This is a genomic window from Novosphingobium panipatense, from assembly GCF_900182875.1.
In the GTDB taxonomy this organism is placed as follows: domain Bacteria; phylum Pseudomonadota; class Alphaproteobacteria; order Sphingomonadales; family Sphingomonadaceae; genus Novosphingobium; species Novosphingobium panipatense.
The window spans coordinates 14,024-31,103 of the sequence record NZ_FXUI01000012.1 but is presented as its reverse complement, the minus strand read 5'-3'; the positions used below and the strand labels follow the sequence as shown (position 1 = coordinate 31,103).

The following is a 17,080-nucleotide window of genomic DNA, read 5'->3' as shown; positions in this document are numbered from 1 at the left end:
TCACCGCTGCCGCCGCTCCATGAAGCGGCGATGCTTTCCGAAACCGCTTACGCCAAGATCAACCTGGCCCTGCATGTCCGTCGTCGGCGCGATGACGGCTATCATGAGCTCGAGACACTGTTCGCCTTCGTCGATGGGGGTGACAGGCTATCGGCATCACCGGCCGAAGCCGACAGCCTTGTCACTCACGGTGAGTTCGCGTCCCTGATCGAAGACCCCTTTGGCAACATCGTGGCCAAAGCGCTGTCCGGCCTGCCTCATGGCAAGGGCTGGGCCGTCGACCTGGAGAAGCGCCTGCCGGTAGCCGCCGGGCTGGGCGGGGGGTCGGCGGATGCGGGCGCGGTGTTCCGCATGGTGGAGCGCGCGCACGGGCTCCCTGATGACTGGCAGGCCCGCGCCGCCCGGCTCGGCGCCGATGTGCCCGCCTGCGTCCTCTCAACGACGTGCGTCGGCACCGGCACCGGCACGGAACTGGCCCCTGTGCAGAGCGATCTCGCGGGCACCCCGGTGCTGCTCGTAAACCCGCGCGCGGCGGTGCCCACCGGCCCTGTGTTCAAGGCGTGGGACGGTGTCGACAGGGGGGCGATGCCTTCCGGCTCGGTGCGGGAGATTGCGCTCGGCGGGCGGAACGATCTGGAAGCTCCGGCGATCGTCCTCTGCCCGGCCGTGGCGGACGTGCTGGCGGCCCTCCAATTCACGGACCCGTTCCTGGCGCGCATGTCCGGCTCAGGCGCCACCTGCTTCGCGCTCTACGACGAGGAGGCGCAGCGGGACCGCGCTGCGAAAAAGCTGGCGGAGAAGCACCCCGGCTGGTGGCAGATGACAGGCAGCTTGCGTTAAGCTGGCCCGCAGTACGACGCGGTGGCCCGAGGGGGCGCTATCAGCAGAGGGAGGCAGTTTTGGCACAGGCTGATCTGGACGAAAGTGCAAGCCGGCTTCTCGGCACGCCGCGGGCGGGCGGGATACTGGTGGTGGCGGATCATGCGTCGAACCGCGTGCCGCGCGACATCGATTTGGGGATCGATCCCGCTCTTCTGGACCAGCATATCGCGGTCGACATCGGTGTGGCGCAGATTGCCGAACACATGGTCCGCCCCGGAACGGCGGCCTGGCTCGGCAACGTGAGCCGCCTTGTCTGCGACTATAACCGCGAGCCGGGCGCGCCTGGCATGATGCCGGAGGTCAGCGACGGCTACGCGATCGCCGGAAACGTGTTGAGCGACGAGGCACGTAACGCGAGGGTAGAGCGCTTCTTTCGACCCTACCACAACGGCCTTGCGGCCCTGCTGCGCGAGCATCGCCCCGCGTTGATTCTGTCCCTGCACAGCTTCACGCCAGGCCTGGCCACCTGCGACAGCCCCCGCCCCTGGCACGTGGGTGTGCTTTACAACCGGGACGAGCGTACGGCGCATCTGGCGCTCGACTGGCTGCGGGGCCGCGATCTCATAGTCGGGGATCAGCAACCTTATTCGGGCAAGCTCCTCAACGCCTCGATGAACCGTCATGCCGAAGCGGGCGGCATCCCGTACATCAGCATCGAGATCCGCCAGGACCTGATCTCCGACGAGGAGGGTCAGGCACGGTGGGCGGCGTTGATGGCGGCCATGTGCGAGACGGTGGCAGGGCAGTTGAGCGACCCGTCGGGTTACCCCGCAACGGCGCCGGACGAAATATAGTTTCGGAATGAGGCGTTGTGTTGAAACCTAATGCACTGTAGGGGCAGCTCGCCTGGCGCGTGAGGCGCCACCTTCCGGAGTCCCGCAAATGCCTGCCTATCGTTCACGCACTTCTACCCACGGCCGCAACATGGCGGGTGCGCGGGGGCTATGGCGTGCGACGGGCATGAAGGACGCCGATTTCGGCAAGCCCATCATCGCGGTGGTGAATTCGTTTACTCAGTTCGTGCCGGGCCACGTCCACCTCAAGGATCTGGGCCAGCTCGTCGCACGCGAGATCGAGGCGGCCGGGGGCGTGGCGAAGGAATTCAACACGATCGCTGTCGACGACGGCATCGCCATGGGTCACGACGGCATGCTCTACTCGCTGCCGAGTCGTGATCTCATCGCCGATAGCGTCGAGTACATGGTCAACGCACACTGCGCGGATGCCATGGTCTGCATCTCGAACTGCGACAAGATCACGCCGGGAATGCTGATGGCCGCGATGCGCCTCAATATCCCCGCCGTGTTCGTGTCCGGCGGCCCGATGGAGGCCGGAAAGGTCGTGCTGAAGGGCAAGGAGCAGGCGCTCGACCTCGTTGATGCCATGGTCGCCGCAGCGGACGAGAGCTATACCGACGAGGAGGTCAAGGCGATCGAGCGTTCCGCCTGCCCCACCTGCGGCTCCTGTTCGGGCATGTTCACCGCGAACTCGATGAACTGCCTGACTGAAGCGCTGGGCCTGTCCCTGCCGGGGAACGGCTCCACGCTCGCTACACACTCCGATCGCAAGCGCCTGTTTCTGGAAGCGGGTCGCCTCGCGGTGGACTTGTGCCAGCGCTACTATGAGCAGGAGGACGAAAGCGTGCTGCCGCGCAGCGTCGCCAGCTTCAAGGCATTCGAGAACGCCATGAGCCTCGACATCGCCATGGGCGGTTCGACCAACACCGTGCTGCACCTGCTGGCCGCCGCGGCCGAAGCAGGCGTGGACTTCACCATGGCGGACATCGACCGTCTGAGCCGGAAGGTTCCATGCCTGTCGAAGGTGGCGCCGGCAAAGAACGACGTTCACATGGAGGATGTCCACCGCGCCGGTGGGATCATGGCGATCCTGGGCCAGCTTGACCGTGCGGGCCTGCTGCACACCGACCTGCCGACCGTGCACTCCAGGACGCTCGGCGATGCGCTGAACCGCTGGGACATCAGCCGCACCAATGAGCCGTCAGTGCAGGAGTTCTTCAGCGCCGCGCCCGGGGGGGTGCCGACGCAGACGGCGTTCAGCCAGTCCCGTCGCTGGGAGTCGCTCGATCTCGATCGCGAGAATGGCGTCATCCGCTCCAAGGAGCATGCGTTCAGCCAGGACGGTGGCCTGGCGGTGCTCTACGGCAACATCGCGCGCGATGGCTGCATCGTGAAGACCGCGGGCGTCGACGAATCGATCCTGAAGTTCACCGGTACGGCACGCGTGTACGAATCGCAGGATGCGGCCGTTGCCGGGATCCTTGGTGGCCAGGTTTCGGCGGGCGACGTCGTGGTCATCCGCTACGAAGGACCGCGCGGCGGCCCCGGCATGCAGGAGATGCTCTACCCCACGAGCTACCTGAAGTCGAAGGGGCTGGGCAAGGCCTGCGCTCTGCTGACCGACGGGCGTTTCTCAGGCGGCACCTCCGGCCTTTCGATCGGTCATGCCTCGCCCGAAGCTGCTGAGGGCGGGGAAATCGGGTTGGTCGAGAATGGCGACACCATCGAGATCGATATCCCCGGACGGACCATCAACCTCAAGGTTTCGGATGAGGTGCTCAGCCACCGGCGTGCGCAGCAGGAAGCGCGCGGCGATGCGGCATGGTCCCCGGTGCATCCGCGACCCCGCAAGGTGTCGGCGGCGCTGCAGGCCTATGCCGCGATGACGACCAGCGCGGCGCGCGGCGCCATCCGGGACGTGAGCCAGCTCAAGCGAGGGTAAGGCGGGCCTTTCGCCGGAGGCGGGGCGGGTGTCTTGTTCGCAGCGGTGCTGCCGCTACGATGGCGCAGACGTCCTCCACTCCTGCGAACGGTGAAGCCTATGCCCCACAGCGACCAGATCCTGACAGCGCAGCAGGTGCGTGATGCCGAGCAGCTTCTGATCGAAGCGGGCGAGACCGTCGGCTCCCTGATGCAAACAGCCGGGCGCGGGGCGGCCGAGTGGGTCTGGCGGCTGGCCGCACGGCACCGGGTGACCGTGTTGTGTGGCCCCGGCAACAACGGCGGCGACGGCTACGTGATTGCCGAGACCCTGCGCGAACGTGGCGGCAACGTCGCGGTGGTGGTCGGCGGGGAGCCTTCCACCGCGGCGTGCAGGGAGGCCCGGGCTCGCTACCAGGGTCCTGTGCTTGACGTCGGAGAGGCGCCGCACGGAGAGGTGCTTGTCGATTGCCTGTTCGGCACCGGACTGACCCGCCCGCTCTCGCCGCAGCATGCCGGCGCCCTGGCGGATTTGGCCGCTCTCCACCCTCGCCGCGTTGCCGTGGACCTGCCGAGCGGGGTACAGGCCGATTCGGGCATGGTGCTGAATGATGGGCTTCCCGCTTACGACCTGACCCTCGCACTGGGCGCCTGGAAGTTTGCGCATTTCCTCATGCCCGCTGCGGCGCGTATGGGGCGCTTGCAGCGGGTAGGCATCGGCCTTGCCGCTGTTACGGGCGCCGCGACCGCGATTGGCCGTCCAGTTGCGCGCGCGCCCGCCGCCGACGCGCACAAGTACAAGCGGGGCCTTCTTGCCGTCGTCAGCGGCGCCATGCCGGGCGCGGCGGTGCTGGCGAGCGTGGGCGCCCAAGGCGCGGGCGCTGGCTACGTGAAGCTTTTCGCTGAGAGCAAGCGCAGTGTCCCGATGGACGTGGTGGTGGAGCAGGGGCCTCTAACCGAAGTGCTGACGGACGACAGGAACGCCGCGATACTGGTGGGCCCGGGGCTCGGGCGTGATGCTTCCGCTCGCGAGCGGCTGGCCATCGCTCTGGCCGACCCGGTGCCGGTCGTTCTCGACGCGGACGCCCTGGTTCTGCTGGGCAGCCGGCAACTGGCGGAACGTCAGGCCGTCACGATAGCTACCCCGCACGAAGGCGAATTCGTTGCTCTGGAGCGCGCGTTCGGACTCGACGGGGTGGGGACCCGGCCCGAACGGGCGCGCGCTCTCGCTTTGGCAAGCGGCATGATCGTGGTTGCCAAGGGGCCCGACACTCTCATCGCGGATCCGGAGGGAAGGCTGGCCTGTGCGTCCCGCGCAAGTTCATGGCTCTCCACCGCAGGGACCGGGGATGTCCTTGCCGGCATCATTGCCAGCCGCGTGGCAAGCGGGGTGGATGCCTTCGAAGCCGCATGCCAGGGTGTGTGGCTGCACGGTGAGGCAGCGCGGCTTTGTCCGCCGGCCTTTACCGCAGGACAGCTTGCGCAGGCGGTGCCCGCTGCGCTAGCGGCCTGCCTGTGACCGACGATATCGAACAGCTTCTGCCCGAAGAAATCCTGCGCATCGCCTCCAAGGGGGATGGCGTGACCGCATCCGGGCGCTTCGCCTGGGGGGCTGCGCCGGGCGATAGGCTTCAGGCCGACGGCACGCTGGAATGGGGGCCGCACCACGTCACCCCGCCGTGTCGCCACTTCGGCCGTTGCGGTGGCTGCCAGCTGCAGCAGTTGGACGAGGAAAGCCTCTCGAGCTTTGTCGAAGCGCGGGTCGCGAATGCATCCGCAGCGCAGGAGCTGGGGGCAGAGCATCTGGCGGCGCCGCATCTCTCACCGCCGTACTCCCGTCGCCGGGCGTCGCTGCGCGCGGAAAGCTCGGGTGGCCGCATCGTCATCGGCTTTCGGGAGGCCCGATCGCACCGCCTCGTCGAACTGGAGGAATGCCACGTCCTCGCAGCCGAACTCTTCGCCCTCGTCGCGCCGCTCCGCAGGCTGCTGATCGTGATGGGCAAGAGCGCGGCGGGCAAGTCCGGCTCAAGGAAGGGCGGCAAGCCGGCCAAGCCACAGGCGATGCCGCGTATGGCTGCCGACATCGAAATGACGCTGGTGGACCAGGGCGTGGACCTTGGCATCAAAGGGCTTGTTGCCGAGGGGTTGAGCGCCACCGAAGCCATGCTGGACTTCGCGCGCCAACACCGGCTTGCCCGCTTGACGATGGATGGCGGCTACGGCTTCGAGACGGTCTGGGAGCCTGAACCGGTCACAGTGACGCTGAGTGATGTGCAGGTGCCGTTTCCGCCGGGCTCGTTCCTGCAGGCCACAGCCGATGGAGAAAAGGCGCTCGTCGATGCCGCACGAGGATGGCTACAGGGTGCCGCTACGATAGCCGACCTGTTTTCGGGGCTGGGCACGTTCGCCTTCGCTCTGGCTGGTCCGGACACCAGAGTGCTTGCGGCAGAAGCGGCGAGGGATGCTCATCTGGCGTGCAAGGCGGCCGCGGATCGGGCACAGCTTCCGGTGTTCTGTGCCCACCGGGATCTGTTCCGCAACCCGCTTCAGCCTGATGAACTGAGCCGCTTCGAAGCCGTCGTTCTCGATCCGCCCCGGGCGGGAGCGCGTGAGCAGGTCGAGTGCATCGCCGCCTCCTCGGTTAGCCGAGTGGTCTACGTGAGCTGCAATCCGTCAAGCTGGTCCCGCGATGCGGCGCGTCTTGTCGATGCCGGCTTTCGTCTGGCGGAACTGCGGCCGGTCGGGCAGTTCCGGTGGTCCACTCATGTCGAACTGGCCAGCTATTTCGTGCGGGACGCCTCCGAGGCTGAAGGCGGCTAGAGGCCGCCGTTCGCCCCATCCATCATGTCCATGAAGTCGCGGGCGGCGTTCCTGTCGTCCTCGTCCTCGAACGCGACGTCGAGGTCCGGCGCGGCACCGAACATGTACATGAGCGTCCAGAGGGCGAAGCGACGCCCGCGATCCTGCTCCATGCCGAATTCGACTCTCATGCGGTCGACACCGGTGTCCAGCGTCGTGGGCGCGATGGTGGCCAGATCGGCAGTGCCGAAGTAGCGGCGAAGCTGGTCGTCGAAATCCATGGTCGGGCTCTACAGTCCGCAGAGTGTCCATTCAACCTGTGGGCGTGCGCAGCCGGTTGTGGACCGTACAGTTGAGTTGTCACGCAGGCGCACTATATGGCCCTCTTTCGAATGGCCTTGGCCGAAGGAGACAGGTTGGTGAGCAAGGTTCTGGTGATCGGCGCAGGCGGCGTCGGATCGGTCGCGGTCCACAAGATGGCGATGAATCCCGATATCTTCTCGGACATCCATCTTGCCAGCCGTACGGTTTCCAAGTGCGAAGCCATCGCGGATTCGGTGAAGCAGCGCACCGGCGTCACCATCGCAACCTATGCCATCGACGCGGATGACGTCGAGGCGACTTCGGCGCTGATTCGTCGGATCCAGCCCAAGCTGGTCGTGAACCTCGCCCTGCCGTACCAGGATCTCGCGATCATGGACGCCTGCCTGGCGACCGGCACGCATTACATGGACACCGCGAACTACGAACCGAAGGACGTCGCCAAGTTCGAATACCACTGGCAATGGGCCTATCAGGAGCGCTTCAAGGAAGCGGGCCTCATGGCGCTGCTGGGTTCGGGCTTCGACCCAGGCGTCACAAGCGTCTTCGCGATGTGGCTCAAGAAGCACAAGCTCAAGACCATCCGCACGCTCGACATTCTGGACTGCAACGGTGGTGACCACGGGCAGGCCTTCGCGACCAACTTCAATCCGGAAATCAATATCCGGGAAGTGACGGCGCCGGCCCGTCACTGGGAGAACGGTGACTTCGTCGAAACGCCTGCCATGGGCAAGAAGGTCGAGTTCGACTTCGAAGGCGTTGGCCCGAAGAACATGTACATGATGTACCATGAGGAGCTGGAAAGCCTCGCGAAGTTCATCCCCGAAATGGAGCGCGCGCGCTTCTGGATGACCTTCGGCGACGCATATATCCAGCACCTGACCGTGCTGCAGAACGTGGGCATGACGCGCATCGACCCTGTGATGTACAACGGCGTCGAGATCGTGCCGCTGCAGTTCCTCAAGGCCGTCCTGCCGGAGCCCGCATCGCTGGGGGCGACGACGAAGGGCAAGACGAACATCGGCGACATCGCGACGGGCGAAGCGCTCGACGGATCGGGCGAGAAGACGTTCTACATCAAGAACATCTGCGATCATGAGGACGCCTATGCCGAAACCGGCAATCAGGCGGTCAGCTACACCACCGGTGTTCCCGCGATGATCGGCGCGGCCATGATCGTGACCGGCGCATGGTCCGGGGAGGGCGTGTTCAACATGGAACAGTTCGATCCGGATCCTTTCATGGATATGCTAAACAAGCACGGCCTGCCCTGGACCGTCGAAGAGCTGCCGGCGCCCTTGCCGTTCTGATGCGGGCGCTGCGTCACCTCGCAGTCGCGGCGCTGGGCGTACTCGTGCTCGGCGCCTGTACGCCGCAGGCCGCCGCGCCGACGCCTGAGGCTGCGGACGGGCGATCGCTCTCACGGGACCTGAGCGCTGCTGATCGCGCAGCCTGCACGTCGGGCGGGGGCACCGTTCAGCGCCGCGGCCGGGCGAGCATGGAGATGTGCGTACGCTCCTATGCCGACGCGGGCAAGCAGTGCACCGACAGTTCGCAGTGCGAGGGGCGTTGCATCGGCAGCAAGGACGACATGGGCAAGACCGCCAATATATCGGGCCAGTGCCAGGCCGACAATCGCCTGTTCGGCTGCGTGGCCGAAGTACACGGCGGCAGCCGGGTGGACCTGCTCTGCATCGATTGACGGCACGATGAACTGGACGGCGCTGGCTCCGGCGGCTCTGCTGGCCGGCTCGAACCTGTTTATGAACACGGCTTGGTATCTCCACCTGAAAGTGCCCGGCAAGGCGCTGTGGGTGGCGGTGTTGATGAGCTGGGGCATCGCCTTCTTCGAATACTGCCTGGCCGTGCCTGCCAACCGCATCGGCGCGCAGGTTTACTCGCTGGGCCAGCTCAAGGTCATGCAAGAGGCGTTTTCACTGGTGGCCTTCGTGCTGGTAGCCTGGGCACTCTTCGGGCAGAAACCGGGGTGGAACGAGATCGTGGGCTTCTCCCTCGTCGGGGCAGGGGCCTGGTTCATCTTCAAGGGCCCGCTGGGTTGACCGGCTGGCGAGACGGGACTGAAACACATGGAAACCAGAGCCGGCGATCCGGGCGCATTTGCCAACTTCGACCTCTCGCGGGTGGACAGCCCCTCCTTCGTGGTGGACGCGGCAAAGCTGCGCGACAACCTGCGCGTGCTGGCCGATATCGGCGAGCGGTCCGGAGCCAAGGTTCTCTCCGCGCTCAAAGCCTTCTCGATGTGGTCCACCGCGCCCATTGTGGGCGAGTATCTCGACGGCGTCTGCACGTCGGGCTTGTGGGAAGCGCGCCTGGCCTCGGAATTCTACGACGGCGAGATCGCGACGTACTGCGCGGCGTACAAGGAAGGGGACATGGATGAGATCCTGCGCCTCTCCGATCACGTCATCTTCAACTCGCCCGCTCAGATCGAGCGCTTCTGGCCCTTCATAGAGTTGGCGCGCGCGCGCGGCGAAGACTTCGACATCGGCCTTCGCATCAACCCTCTTCATGCCGAGGGCGAGGTGCCGAAGTACGACCCTTCCGCACCTCATTCCCGCCTCGGCTTCCCGATCGATCAGCTCACGGAAGAGCATGTCGGTATGATCGACGGCATTCACTTCCACAACTTGTGCGAACAGGACTTCGAGCCGTTGCGTCGTACCTGGGACAAGGTGTTCGACTTCCTCGAACCATACTTTGGCCAGCTGAAGTGGATCAACATCGGCGGTGGGCACCATGTGACCCGGGCGGATTACCAGCGCGAGGAGCTGGTCCAGTTCCTTGCCGACATGGCCGATGACACCCAAGCCGAGATCTACATCGAGCCGGGCGAAGCCGTCGCTCTCGACGCCGGCATCCTTGTCGGCACTGTGCTCGACGTGGGCTGGAACGGCATGCCTGTGGCGGTCGTCGATATATCGGCCACCTGCCACATGCCTGACGTAATCGAGGCGCCTTATCGTCCCGCGCTGCTGGGTGAGCGGCAGGAAGGTGAGGGCGCGGGCGAGGCGGTACGTCTCGGCGGGCCGTCGTGCCTGGCAGGCGATGTCATCGGCGACTATGTCCTTCCGGCCGGTCCGGAGGTGGGGCAGCGTTTCGCTTTCCTCGATCAGGCGCACTACTCGATGGTCAAGACCACGACCTTCAACGGCGTGCCACTGCCTTCGATCTGGCTGTGGGACTCCGAAACCGACTCGCTCGAGTGCATCCGCAAGTTCGATTATGAGGATTTCCGCAACCGCCTGAGCTGACAAGGCGTCGGCCCCCTCAGCGGTTGGAAAGGCGCCCCGTCGCGCCTCGGGGACGATCGATCCTGCAATTGCGACTCGAAGGGGATCGTCCGCCGCCGGTGACGCGTTGCAAACGTTGATATGCGGAACCGGAGGGTGATCCACCCTTTGCCGGGCAGGTCGGGAGACTCGGATGCAAATCCTTGAAGACGCTACGTATTACCAATGTAGGGGTACCGTGGTCCCTGTGCGGGACAGCACCGTCGGTGTTTTTGGAAAATGCCCCGTTTTTCACTTGCGATTCATGTGCTGAACCCTATATCCGCCCCTCGCTGCCCCATGGGGACTTCCAAACCGCAAGGCAGCCTTGTCGCTAAACACCGTTTGGGGGTCCCTTGAGTTGCACATTCACCTCGACGCACCGGCCGTAGCGCGCTCCCTCGCGCCTGACGAACCCGTTATCCTGAACCGCCCGCATGCTGCGGCGCGCGCTGCTCGTTTCTTTGCTACGAAGTTTCCGGGCAAGTCGCTCTATGCGGTGAAGGCGAACCCGTCGCCGGACCTGATCAGGATTCTCTGGGCCAACGGCATCACGCATTATGATGTCGCCTCGATTGCCGAGGTGCGCATGGTGCGCCAGACGCTGCCGGACGCGACCCTGTGCTTCATGCACCCGGTCAAGACCGCGAGCGCGATCCGTGAAGCGTACTTCAAGCATGGCGTTCGCACGTTCAGCCTCGACACCATCGAGGAAGTCGAGAAGATCGTGGATGCGACCACCGACGCTCTGGGCAACGCCGCGAAGGACCTGCGCCTCTGTGTGCGGTTGCGGGTCTCGTCCGAGTATTCGGAACTGAGCCTTGCCTCGAAGTTCGGCATCGATGTGGCGGACGCGGGTGAACTGCTTCAAGCCACCCGCCAGGTCGCGGACTGGTTAGGCGTGTGCTTCCACGTCGGTTCGCAGGCCATGACGCCGTTCGCTTACGTGCAGGCGCTCGAGCGCGCCCGTGCCGCCATTGCCGCAGCGGGTGTCGTGATCGACATGGTCGATGTGGGCGGAGGGTTCCCTTCCTCCTATCCGGGCATGGAACCACCGCCGCTGGAGGATTACTTCGCGATCATCCACCGCCACTTCGAGGCGTTGCCGATCGCCTACAACGCGGAACTGTGGTGCGAGCCCGGCCGCGCGCTGTCGGCTGAGTACAACTCCCTCATCGTGAAGGTCGAGAAGCGCCGCGGCGACGAGCTTTACATCAACGACGGTGCCTATGGTGCCCTTTACGATGCGGCTCACGTCGCCTGGCGCTTCCCGGTAAAGGCGATCGCGCACGATGGCGAGCACACGGGCGAGATGCAGGAGTTCTCCTTCTACGGCCCGACGTGCGACGATGCGGACTTCATGGAAGGTCCGTTCCTGCTGCCGGCTGACATCAAGGCCGGGGACTGGATCGAGGTGGGCATGCTGGGCGCTTATGGGGCTGCCATGCGCACTGCGTTCAATGGTTTCGGCGGCGGTGAAATCGTGACCGTCGAGGATGAGCCGATGGCAAGCCTCTACACGGGCCGCAAGGATCCGCGTGTGTCCGACAACGTCGTCTCATTGCGCTGAATTCCGGTCCGCCCGACCTTTCAGTATATATGAAAAGCCCGTCAGCGCTAAGCTGGCGGGCTTTTCTGCGTGTGGCGAACCGCTGACCGGTGCGGGAACGCCCGGCGAGCCTTACGGTGCGCCGGGCGGGTCCGGCGTCAGTCCGCGGTGAACAGGTCCTTGTACATGCGGGGTTGGCTGCGCAGGAATTGAGGGGCAACCTTCACCGTGGCGCCGAGCTGGGCGGCGGCATGCCACGGCCAGCGCGGATCATAGAGAACGGTCCGGGCCACGCCGACGAGATCTGCGTCTCCGGTCGCCACGATCGCTTCCGCCTGCTCCGGTTCCGTGATGAGGCCAACCGCGATCACCGGGATGGAAACAGCCTGCTTGACCGCGCGGGCCAGCGGCACCTGGTAGTTGGGCCCTACCGGGATCTTCTGAGCGGGGTGGAGGCCGCCGCTCGACACGTGGATGGCCGCGGCGCCCCGTGCTTCGAGCGCCTTGGAAACGGCGATCGTCTGCTCGATATCCCAACCGCCGTCGACCCAATCCGTGCCCGAAAGGCGTACGGTGACGGCCTTCTCTGCCGGGAAGGCGTCCCGGACCGCGTCAAACACTTCGAGAAGGAAGCGCATGCGGTTTTCCAGAGAGCCGCCGTACTCGTCAGTGCGGGTGTTGGAGAGGGGGGAGAGGAACTGATGGAGCAGGTAGCCGTGTGCGGCGTGGATCTGGATGGCATCGATCCCCAACCGAGCCGAACGGCGGGCCGCATCGGCGAAGGCGTCGCGAACCCGGGCCAGACCTTCCTTGTCGAGGGCCACAGGAGGGTGCTCGTGCTCCTCGAAGGGCAACTCGGAGGCTGAGACCGTCTGCCAGCCGTTAGGCGCGTCAGGCGCGATCTGAGCGCCGCCGTCCCATGGCTTGGCCGTGCTCGCCTTGCGACCTGCATGGGCGAGCTGGATGGCGATGGGCATGTCGGACCAGCGGCGAACGCTTTCCAGCGTGGTGCGCATCGCTTCCTCGGTGGCGTCATCCCACAGGCCGACATCGGCGTAGGAGATCCGCCCTTCCGGCACGACGGCAGTGGCCTCGATCGTCAGGATGGCTGCGCCCGACTGGGCCAGTTGTCCCAGATGCATGGTGTGCCAGTCGGTCATCCGCCCGTCTTCGGCGGAATACTGGCACATCGGCGCGATGACTATGCGATTGGCAAGAGTGGTATCGCCGAGGGTGAGGGGCTCGAAGAGCTTCGCCATGAAATGTCCTCTGGTGTTGCAGTTGCGAGTGCGACCGGCCGGTCGCTGCAGTGCGGCATCAGTTGGGTATTCATGGCGCAGGTTAAAAGACCCGTTTCGACCTGCCGTAGACATTGTCAGCCGCTTCAGGCGGCGAGGCGCATCTCCAGCCGGTCCCAGATTTCCACCAGAGCGTCGGTCAGGTCGCGCATCATCTCTTCGGTGTGCGCCGGGCCCGGGGTGAAGCGCAGGCGCTCCGTCCCGCGCGGCACAGTGGGGAAGTTGATCGGCTGCACGTAGGCACCGTATTCCGCCAGAAGGATGTCGCTGATCTGCTTGGCGCGGACGGGATCGCCGACCATCAGCGGGACGATGTGCGTGACCGAATCCATGACGGGCAGGCCCGCGTCGCGGAACATCTGCTTGAGCATCGCGGCCGAACGCTGCTGCCCCTCGCGCTCGACGCTGGAGCTTTTGAGATGCCGCACGGAGGCAAGCACGCCCGCCACCAGCACCGGCGACAGGGAGGTGGTGAAGATGAAGCCCGGGGCGTAGGAGCGGATACAGTCGATGATCTTGGTGTCGGCGGCGATGTAGCCACCCATGACCCCGAACGCCTTGCCTAGCGTGCCCTCGATGATGTCGATGCGGTGTGCCGCCTCGTCCCGATCGGTGATGCCGCCGCCGCGCGGACCGTACATGCCAACCGCGTGGACTTCGTCGATGTAGGTGAGGGCGTTGTACTTTTCCGCGAGGTCGCAGATCGCGTGGATCGGCGCCACATCGCCGTCCATCGAATAGACGGATTCGAAAGCGATCAGCTTCGGCACGTTGCGATCGGTGTCCGCCAGCAGTTCCTCGAGATGCTCGAGGTCGTTGTGACGCCAGACCTTCTTTTCGCACCCGGAATTGCGGATGCCGGCGATCATGCTGGCGTGGTTCAGCTCGTCCGAGAAGATCACGCAGCCCGGCAGCAGCTTGGCGAGGGTCGAAAGCGTGGCATCGTTCGAGACGTAGCCGGAGGTGAACAGCAGCGCACCCTGCTTGCCGTGGAGATCGGCAAGCTCGTGCTCCAGGTCGATGTGGTAATGCGTGTTGCCGCCGATGTTGCGGGTTCCGCCGGAGCCGGCGCCGACGTCGTGCAGCGCCTCCTCCATGGCTTCGATGACCTTGGGATGCTGGCCCATGGCGAGGTAGTCGTTGGAACACCAGACGGTGATCGGCTTGGGACCGTTATGGCCTGCGAAGCAGCGCGCGTTCGGGTAGGCACCCTTGTTGCGCAGGATGTCGATGAAGACCCTGTAGCGGCCTTCGGAGTGCAGGCGCTCGATCGCCTGGTCGAAAATGTGTTCGTAGTTCACGTGTCGACTTGTCCTGCCTTGGCTGCCCTGCCGCCTGTCCTCAGCGCCGCATCCGTTGCCCGGACCGCTTTTGCGGTGGCCAATACCGTATCGGCGTTCCTATTGCCAGTTGCTTATGAGCCTACGCTAATCGGAAAACGTGCCTGCGGAAAACGGGTTTTCCGCGAGCACGTCCCGGGCCATGGGCGCAATTGCGACGCTGCGGCGCGTTCTGCATTGATCGTCATCAATTACCGCCGGGAGAACGCCGGGCGCTTCAGAACCGTTCCATCCGGGTAAGACCATAGGCCGGCAACCGTGCCGCGTAGGATGAGGGCAGGTTGCCCGATCCCGTGAACAGGGCCAGGTCGGCCGATGAACGCGCGTACTCCTGACCTGCTGTGAGACGAGCCACCTGCCGCGCGATGCCGGCCGCTCCGTGGACGAACGTCACGCCCGGCCCGAAGGCTTCCGCAAGTTCATCCTCGACGAGGGGGAAATGCGTGCAGGCGAGCACGACGGTATCGATCCGATCTCCGCCCGGCTGCGACCGCAAGGCCTCCGCTGCGTGACGTATGAGCGCCGGATCGACGCGTTCACCGCGCAGCTTGGCCTCGGCGGCCTCGACGAGGCCGGGAGCCCCGTGGCGCAGCAATCGCCGGTCGGCGGCGAATTCGTGCTCGAGACGGTCGACATAGGCCTGCCGGATCGTGGCCTGTGTCCCCAACAGCCCGATCACGCCTGTTTTGGTCAGCATGGCTGCGGGCTTGATCGCCGGCACCGTGCCCACGATCGGCACTTCCAATACGTCGCGCACCATGCCGAGGGCGATGGTCGATGCCGTGTTGCACGCGATGCAGACCAGTCGGGGCCGGAACCGTTCGGTCATACGGCCAAGGAGCCCCGCCACCCGCGCGGCGATCTGGGCCTCCGTCTTCGTGCCATAAGGCAGGCCAGCGGTATCGGCGGCATAGATCACCGGCGCATCAGGGAGCACCTTACGGACTTCCTGCAGAACCGTGAGCCCGCCGACGCCTGAGTCGAACAGCAGTATCGGCGAGGCCGGATCGACCCGCGCCGGCATTGTAGCGGCCGTTTCGGGCGCGCTCGTGATATCGGATGCCATCTTCAATCCCTGGACCTTGACATCTGTTAACCGCCCGAGAGCCATCCCGGCAACGACGAATGCAGCAAGCCGTCTTCTGCAAAGCCCGATAGAACGCTAAGGCCGCTGCATGGCGTGGATTCTCTCACTTGGACTTGGCTACCTTTTCGGCTCCGTGCCGTTCGGCCTCATACTCACCCGGATGACCGGCGCGGGCGACCTGCGTTCGATCGGCTCCGGCAACATCGGCGCGACGAACGTGCTACGCACGGGCCGCAAGGGCCTTGCGGCCACAACCCTTTTGCTGGACCTGCTCAAGGGCTTTGCGGCCGTGCTGGTCGCGGCGCAATTCTGGCCTGAAGCGGCCACGCTCGCCGCGCTTGGGGCGTTCCTCGGCCACTGCTTCCCGGTCTGGCTCGGCTTCAAGGGCGGCAAGGGCGTCGCGACCACGGCCGGTGTTGCCTTCGGCCTCGCATGGCCCGTGGGACTGGCCTATGCCGTCACATGGCTGAGCCTGCTGGCTCTCGTGCGCATATCGTCGGTCGCAGGGATGACGGCGGCTGTCGTCGCGCCGCTCGCCGCCTATGGCTTCGGTCGGCCTGAAGCCGGGCTCGTCCTCGCCGTCATTGCGGCCCTCGTGTTGTTCCAGCATCGGGAGAACATCACCCGGCTGCGCGCCGGAACCGAACCCCGTATCGGCGGCAGCAAGACCGGCAGCGCCAAGTGAGCGCAGCGGGCGGGCTTTCCCAGGAAGAGGCCTTCGCCCGGATCCGGCTTCTGCGTTCGTCCAACCTCGGACCGATCACCTACCGGCACCTGCTGGCCCGCTTCGGCAGCGCTCTCGATGCTGTCGCGACCCTGCCGGAGCTCCCCGACCGGGCGAGCCGCGCCTGCGTGCTGGCGGACGAGCGTTCGATCCAGAAAGAGATCGCCAGCGCCCGCAAGGCCGGAGTGCGGTATCTCTTCCACGACTCGCCCGAATACCCGTTCCTGCTCGATCAGAGCCCCGCTTCGCCGCCGATCCTCACCTACCGCGGTGATCTGTCGGTGCTTGCCAGGCCCTGCGTCGCCATGGTCGGCGCGCGCAATGCGTCCGCTGCGGCGATGAGGCTGGCGCGGGAAATCGCGCACGACCTGGCGAGCGAAGGCTGGACGGTCGTTTCCGGCTTGGCACGGGGGATCGACGGCGCCGCCCATCAGGGCGCCCTCACGGCGGGTAGTACAGTGGGTGTCATCGCCAGCGGCATAGACATCGCCTATCCGCCTCAGCACGCCGCGCTTCAGGAAGAGGTCGCCACGCGTGGACTGCTGCTTGCGGAGCAGCCACTGGGGGCGGAGCCGCTGGCACGGCACTTCCCCGCACGAAACCGCATCATTGCCGGGCTCAGTCTAGGAACGGTCGTCGTGGAGGCGGCTCCGAAGTCCGGCTCACTCATCACGGCGCGACTCGCCAACGATATGGGGCGCCATGTCATGGCTATCCCGGGATCGCCGCTCGACCCCCGGTCGCATGGCTGCAACCATCTGATCCGCGAAGGCGCGACCCTGGTGCAGGATGCCGCAGACGTCCTCGAACTGCTCGACGCGTCCGCAGGGACGGCTCGCAGCGACGGTGCCGAGACAGGGGGAGACGCTGCGGCAGACACGGCGATCGAGAGCTTTGCCGTGCCGGGAGAGGAGGTCCTCTCCCTTCTCACCATGACGCCTGTCGGGGTTGATGAGTTGATCCGCCAGTCGGGCGCTGCAGCGGCGGCGGTTCAGCTTGCGCTGGTCGAGCTGGAACTGGACGGGCGGCTCGCACGCCACGCCGGAGGCCGCGTCAGCCTGGCTTGAGCCCGG

At 65.6% G+C, this 17,080-nt stretch carries 16 protein-coding genes; 12 read left to right on the top strand and 4 right to left on the bottom strand.

The window, feature by feature from the left end; all coding sequences use genetic code 11:
- Positions 1 to 30 precede the first annotated feature (30 nt).
- The 5 genes from QOL62_RS15155 to QOL62_RS15135 all read left to right on the top strand — a co-directional run bounded on the left by QOL62_RS15155 (position 31) and on the right by QOL62_RS15135 (position 6,419).
- Positions 31 to 840 (top strand): 4-(cytidine 5'-diphospho)-2-C-methyl-D-erythritol kinase, encoded by an 810-nt coding sequence (locus tag QOL62_RS15155; protein WP_283406879.1) that lies wholly within the window; start codon positions 31 to 33, stop codon positions 838 to 840.
- A gap of 59 nt (positions 841 to 899) precedes the next feature.
- The gene (locus QOL62_RS15150; protein WP_283406878.1) at positions 900 to 1,676 is read left to right on the top strand and encodes an N-formylglutamate amidohydrolase; all 777 of its coding nucleotides are present in this window, start codon (positions 900 to 902) and stop codon (positions 1,674 to 1,676) included.
- 88 nt (positions 1,677 to 1,764) lie between these two features.
- Positions 1,765 to 3,621 (top strand): dihydroxy-acid dehydratase, encoded by a 1,857-nt coding sequence (gene ilvD, locus QOL62_RS15145; RefSeq protein ID WP_103730329.1) that lies wholly within the window; start codon positions 1,765 to 1,767, stop codon positions 3,619 to 3,621.
- Between the two features lie 99 nt (positions 3,622 to 3,720).
- Positions 3,721 to 5,118 carry an NAD(P)H-hydrate epimerase gene (locus tag QOL62_RS15140; protein ID WP_283406877.1) on the top strand — a complete coding sequence of 466 codons (1,398 nt, stop codon included), beginning with the start codon at positions 3,721 to 3,723 and terminating at the stop codon, positions 5,116 to 5,118.
- The gene (locus QOL62_RS15135) at positions 5,115 to 6,419 is read left to right on the top strand and encodes a class I SAM-dependent RNA methyltransferase (protein ID WP_283406876.1); all 1,305 of its coding nucleotides are present in this window, start codon (positions 5,115 to 5,117) and stop codon (positions 6,417 to 6,419) included. Before QOL62_RS15140 ends, QOL62_RS15135 begins: the two co-directional genes overlap by 4 nt.
- On the opposite strand, the gene QOL62_RS15130 is transcribed toward QOL62_RS15135, so the two are convergent.
- On the bottom strand, positions 6,416 to 6,679 hold the full coding sequence (locus QOL62_RS15130) for a hypothetical protein (RefSeq protein WP_283406875.1): 264 nt from the start codon (positions 6,677 to 6,679) through the stop codon (positions 6,416 to 6,418). The two genes, QOL62_RS15135 and QOL62_RS15130, sit on opposite strands and share 4 nt — an antisense overlap.
- Before the next feature lie 138 nt (positions 6,680 to 6,817).
- Here QOL62_RS15130 and QOL62_RS15125 point away from each other — a divergent pair, with 138 nt between their 5' ends.
- The 5 genes from QOL62_RS15125 (at position 6,818) to QOL62_RS15105 (ending at position 11,579) form a co-directional block, all read left to right on the top strand.
- A complete protein-coding gene (locus QOL62_RS15125) occupies positions 6,818 to 8,029 on the top strand; it encodes a saccharopine dehydrogenase family protein (protein ID WP_103730380.1) in 1,212 nt (403 codons plus the stop codon).
- Positions 8,029 to 8,421 (top strand): hypothetical protein, encoded by a 393-nt coding sequence (locus QOL62_RS15120; protein ID WP_103730326.1) that lies wholly within the window; start codon positions 8,029 to 8,031, stop codon positions 8,419 to 8,421. The genes QOL62_RS15125 and QOL62_RS15120 overlap by 1 nt, the downstream gene beginning before the upstream one ends.
- Before the next feature lie 7 nt (positions 8,422 to 8,428).
- Positions 8,429 to 8,779 (top strand): DMT family protein, encoded by a 351-nt coding sequence (locus QOL62_RS15115; RefSeq protein WP_103730325.1) that lies wholly within the window; start codon positions 8,429 to 8,431, stop codon positions 8,777 to 8,779.
- A 27-nt stretch (positions 8,780 to 8,806) separates the two neighbouring features.
- Entirely contained in the window at positions 8,807 to 9,991 is a 1,185-nt protein-coding gene (locus tag QOL62_RS15110) for a carboxynorspermidine decarboxylase (RefSeq protein ID WP_283406874.1), read from the top strand.
- 379 nt (positions 9,992 to 10,370) lie between these two features.
- Entirely contained in the window at positions 10,371 to 11,579 is a 1,209-nt protein-coding gene (locus QOL62_RS15105) for a type III PLP-dependent enzyme (protein ID WP_103730323.1), read from the top strand.
- Positions 11,580 to 11,716: 137 nt separating this feature from the next.
- Here QOL62_RS15105 and QOL62_RS15100 read toward each other — a convergent pair whose 3' ends face one another.
- From QOL62_RS15100 to murI, 3 genes are all read right to left on the bottom strand, one after another.
- Positions 11,717 to 12,817 (bottom strand): NADH:flavin oxidoreductase/NADH oxidase, encoded by a 1,101-nt coding sequence (locus QOL62_RS15100; RefSeq protein ID WP_283406873.1) that lies wholly within the window; start codon positions 12,815 to 12,817, stop codon positions 11,717 to 11,719.
- Between the two features lie 125 nt (positions 12,818 to 12,942).
- Positions 12,943 to 14,157, bottom strand: a complete 1,215-nt coding sequence (gene hemA / locus QOL62_RS15095; RefSeq protein ID WP_103730321.1) for a 5-aminolevulinate synthase — start codon at positions 14,155 to 14,157, stop codon at positions 12,943 to 12,945.
- A 256-nt stretch (positions 14,158 to 14,413) separates the two neighbouring features.
- The gene (gene murI, locus QOL62_RS15090) at positions 14,414 to 15,262 is read right to left on the bottom strand and encodes a glutamate racemase (RefSeq protein ID WP_283406872.1); all 849 of its coding nucleotides are present in this window, start codon (positions 15,260 to 15,262) and stop codon (positions 14,414 to 14,416) included.
- Positions 15,263 to 15,371: 109 nt separating this feature from the next.
- On the opposite strand from murI, the gene plsY reads away from it, so the two are divergent.
- The gene (gene plsY / locus QOL62_RS15085; protein ID WP_283406871.1) at positions 15,372 to 15,968 is read left to right on the top strand and encodes a glycerol-3-phosphate 1-O-acyltransferase PlsY; all 597 of its coding nucleotides are present in this window, start codon (positions 15,372 to 15,374) and stop codon (positions 15,966 to 15,968) included.
- Positions 15,965 to 17,074: a DNA-processing protein DprA gene (gene dprA, locus QOL62_RS15080; protein WP_283406870.1), complete on the top strand. Its 1,110-nt coding sequence runs from the start codon at positions 15,965 to 15,967 to the stop codon at positions 17,072 to 17,074. The genes plsY and dprA overlap by 4 nt, the downstream gene beginning before the upstream one ends.
- Positions 17,075 to 17,080 lie beyond the last annotated feature (6 nt).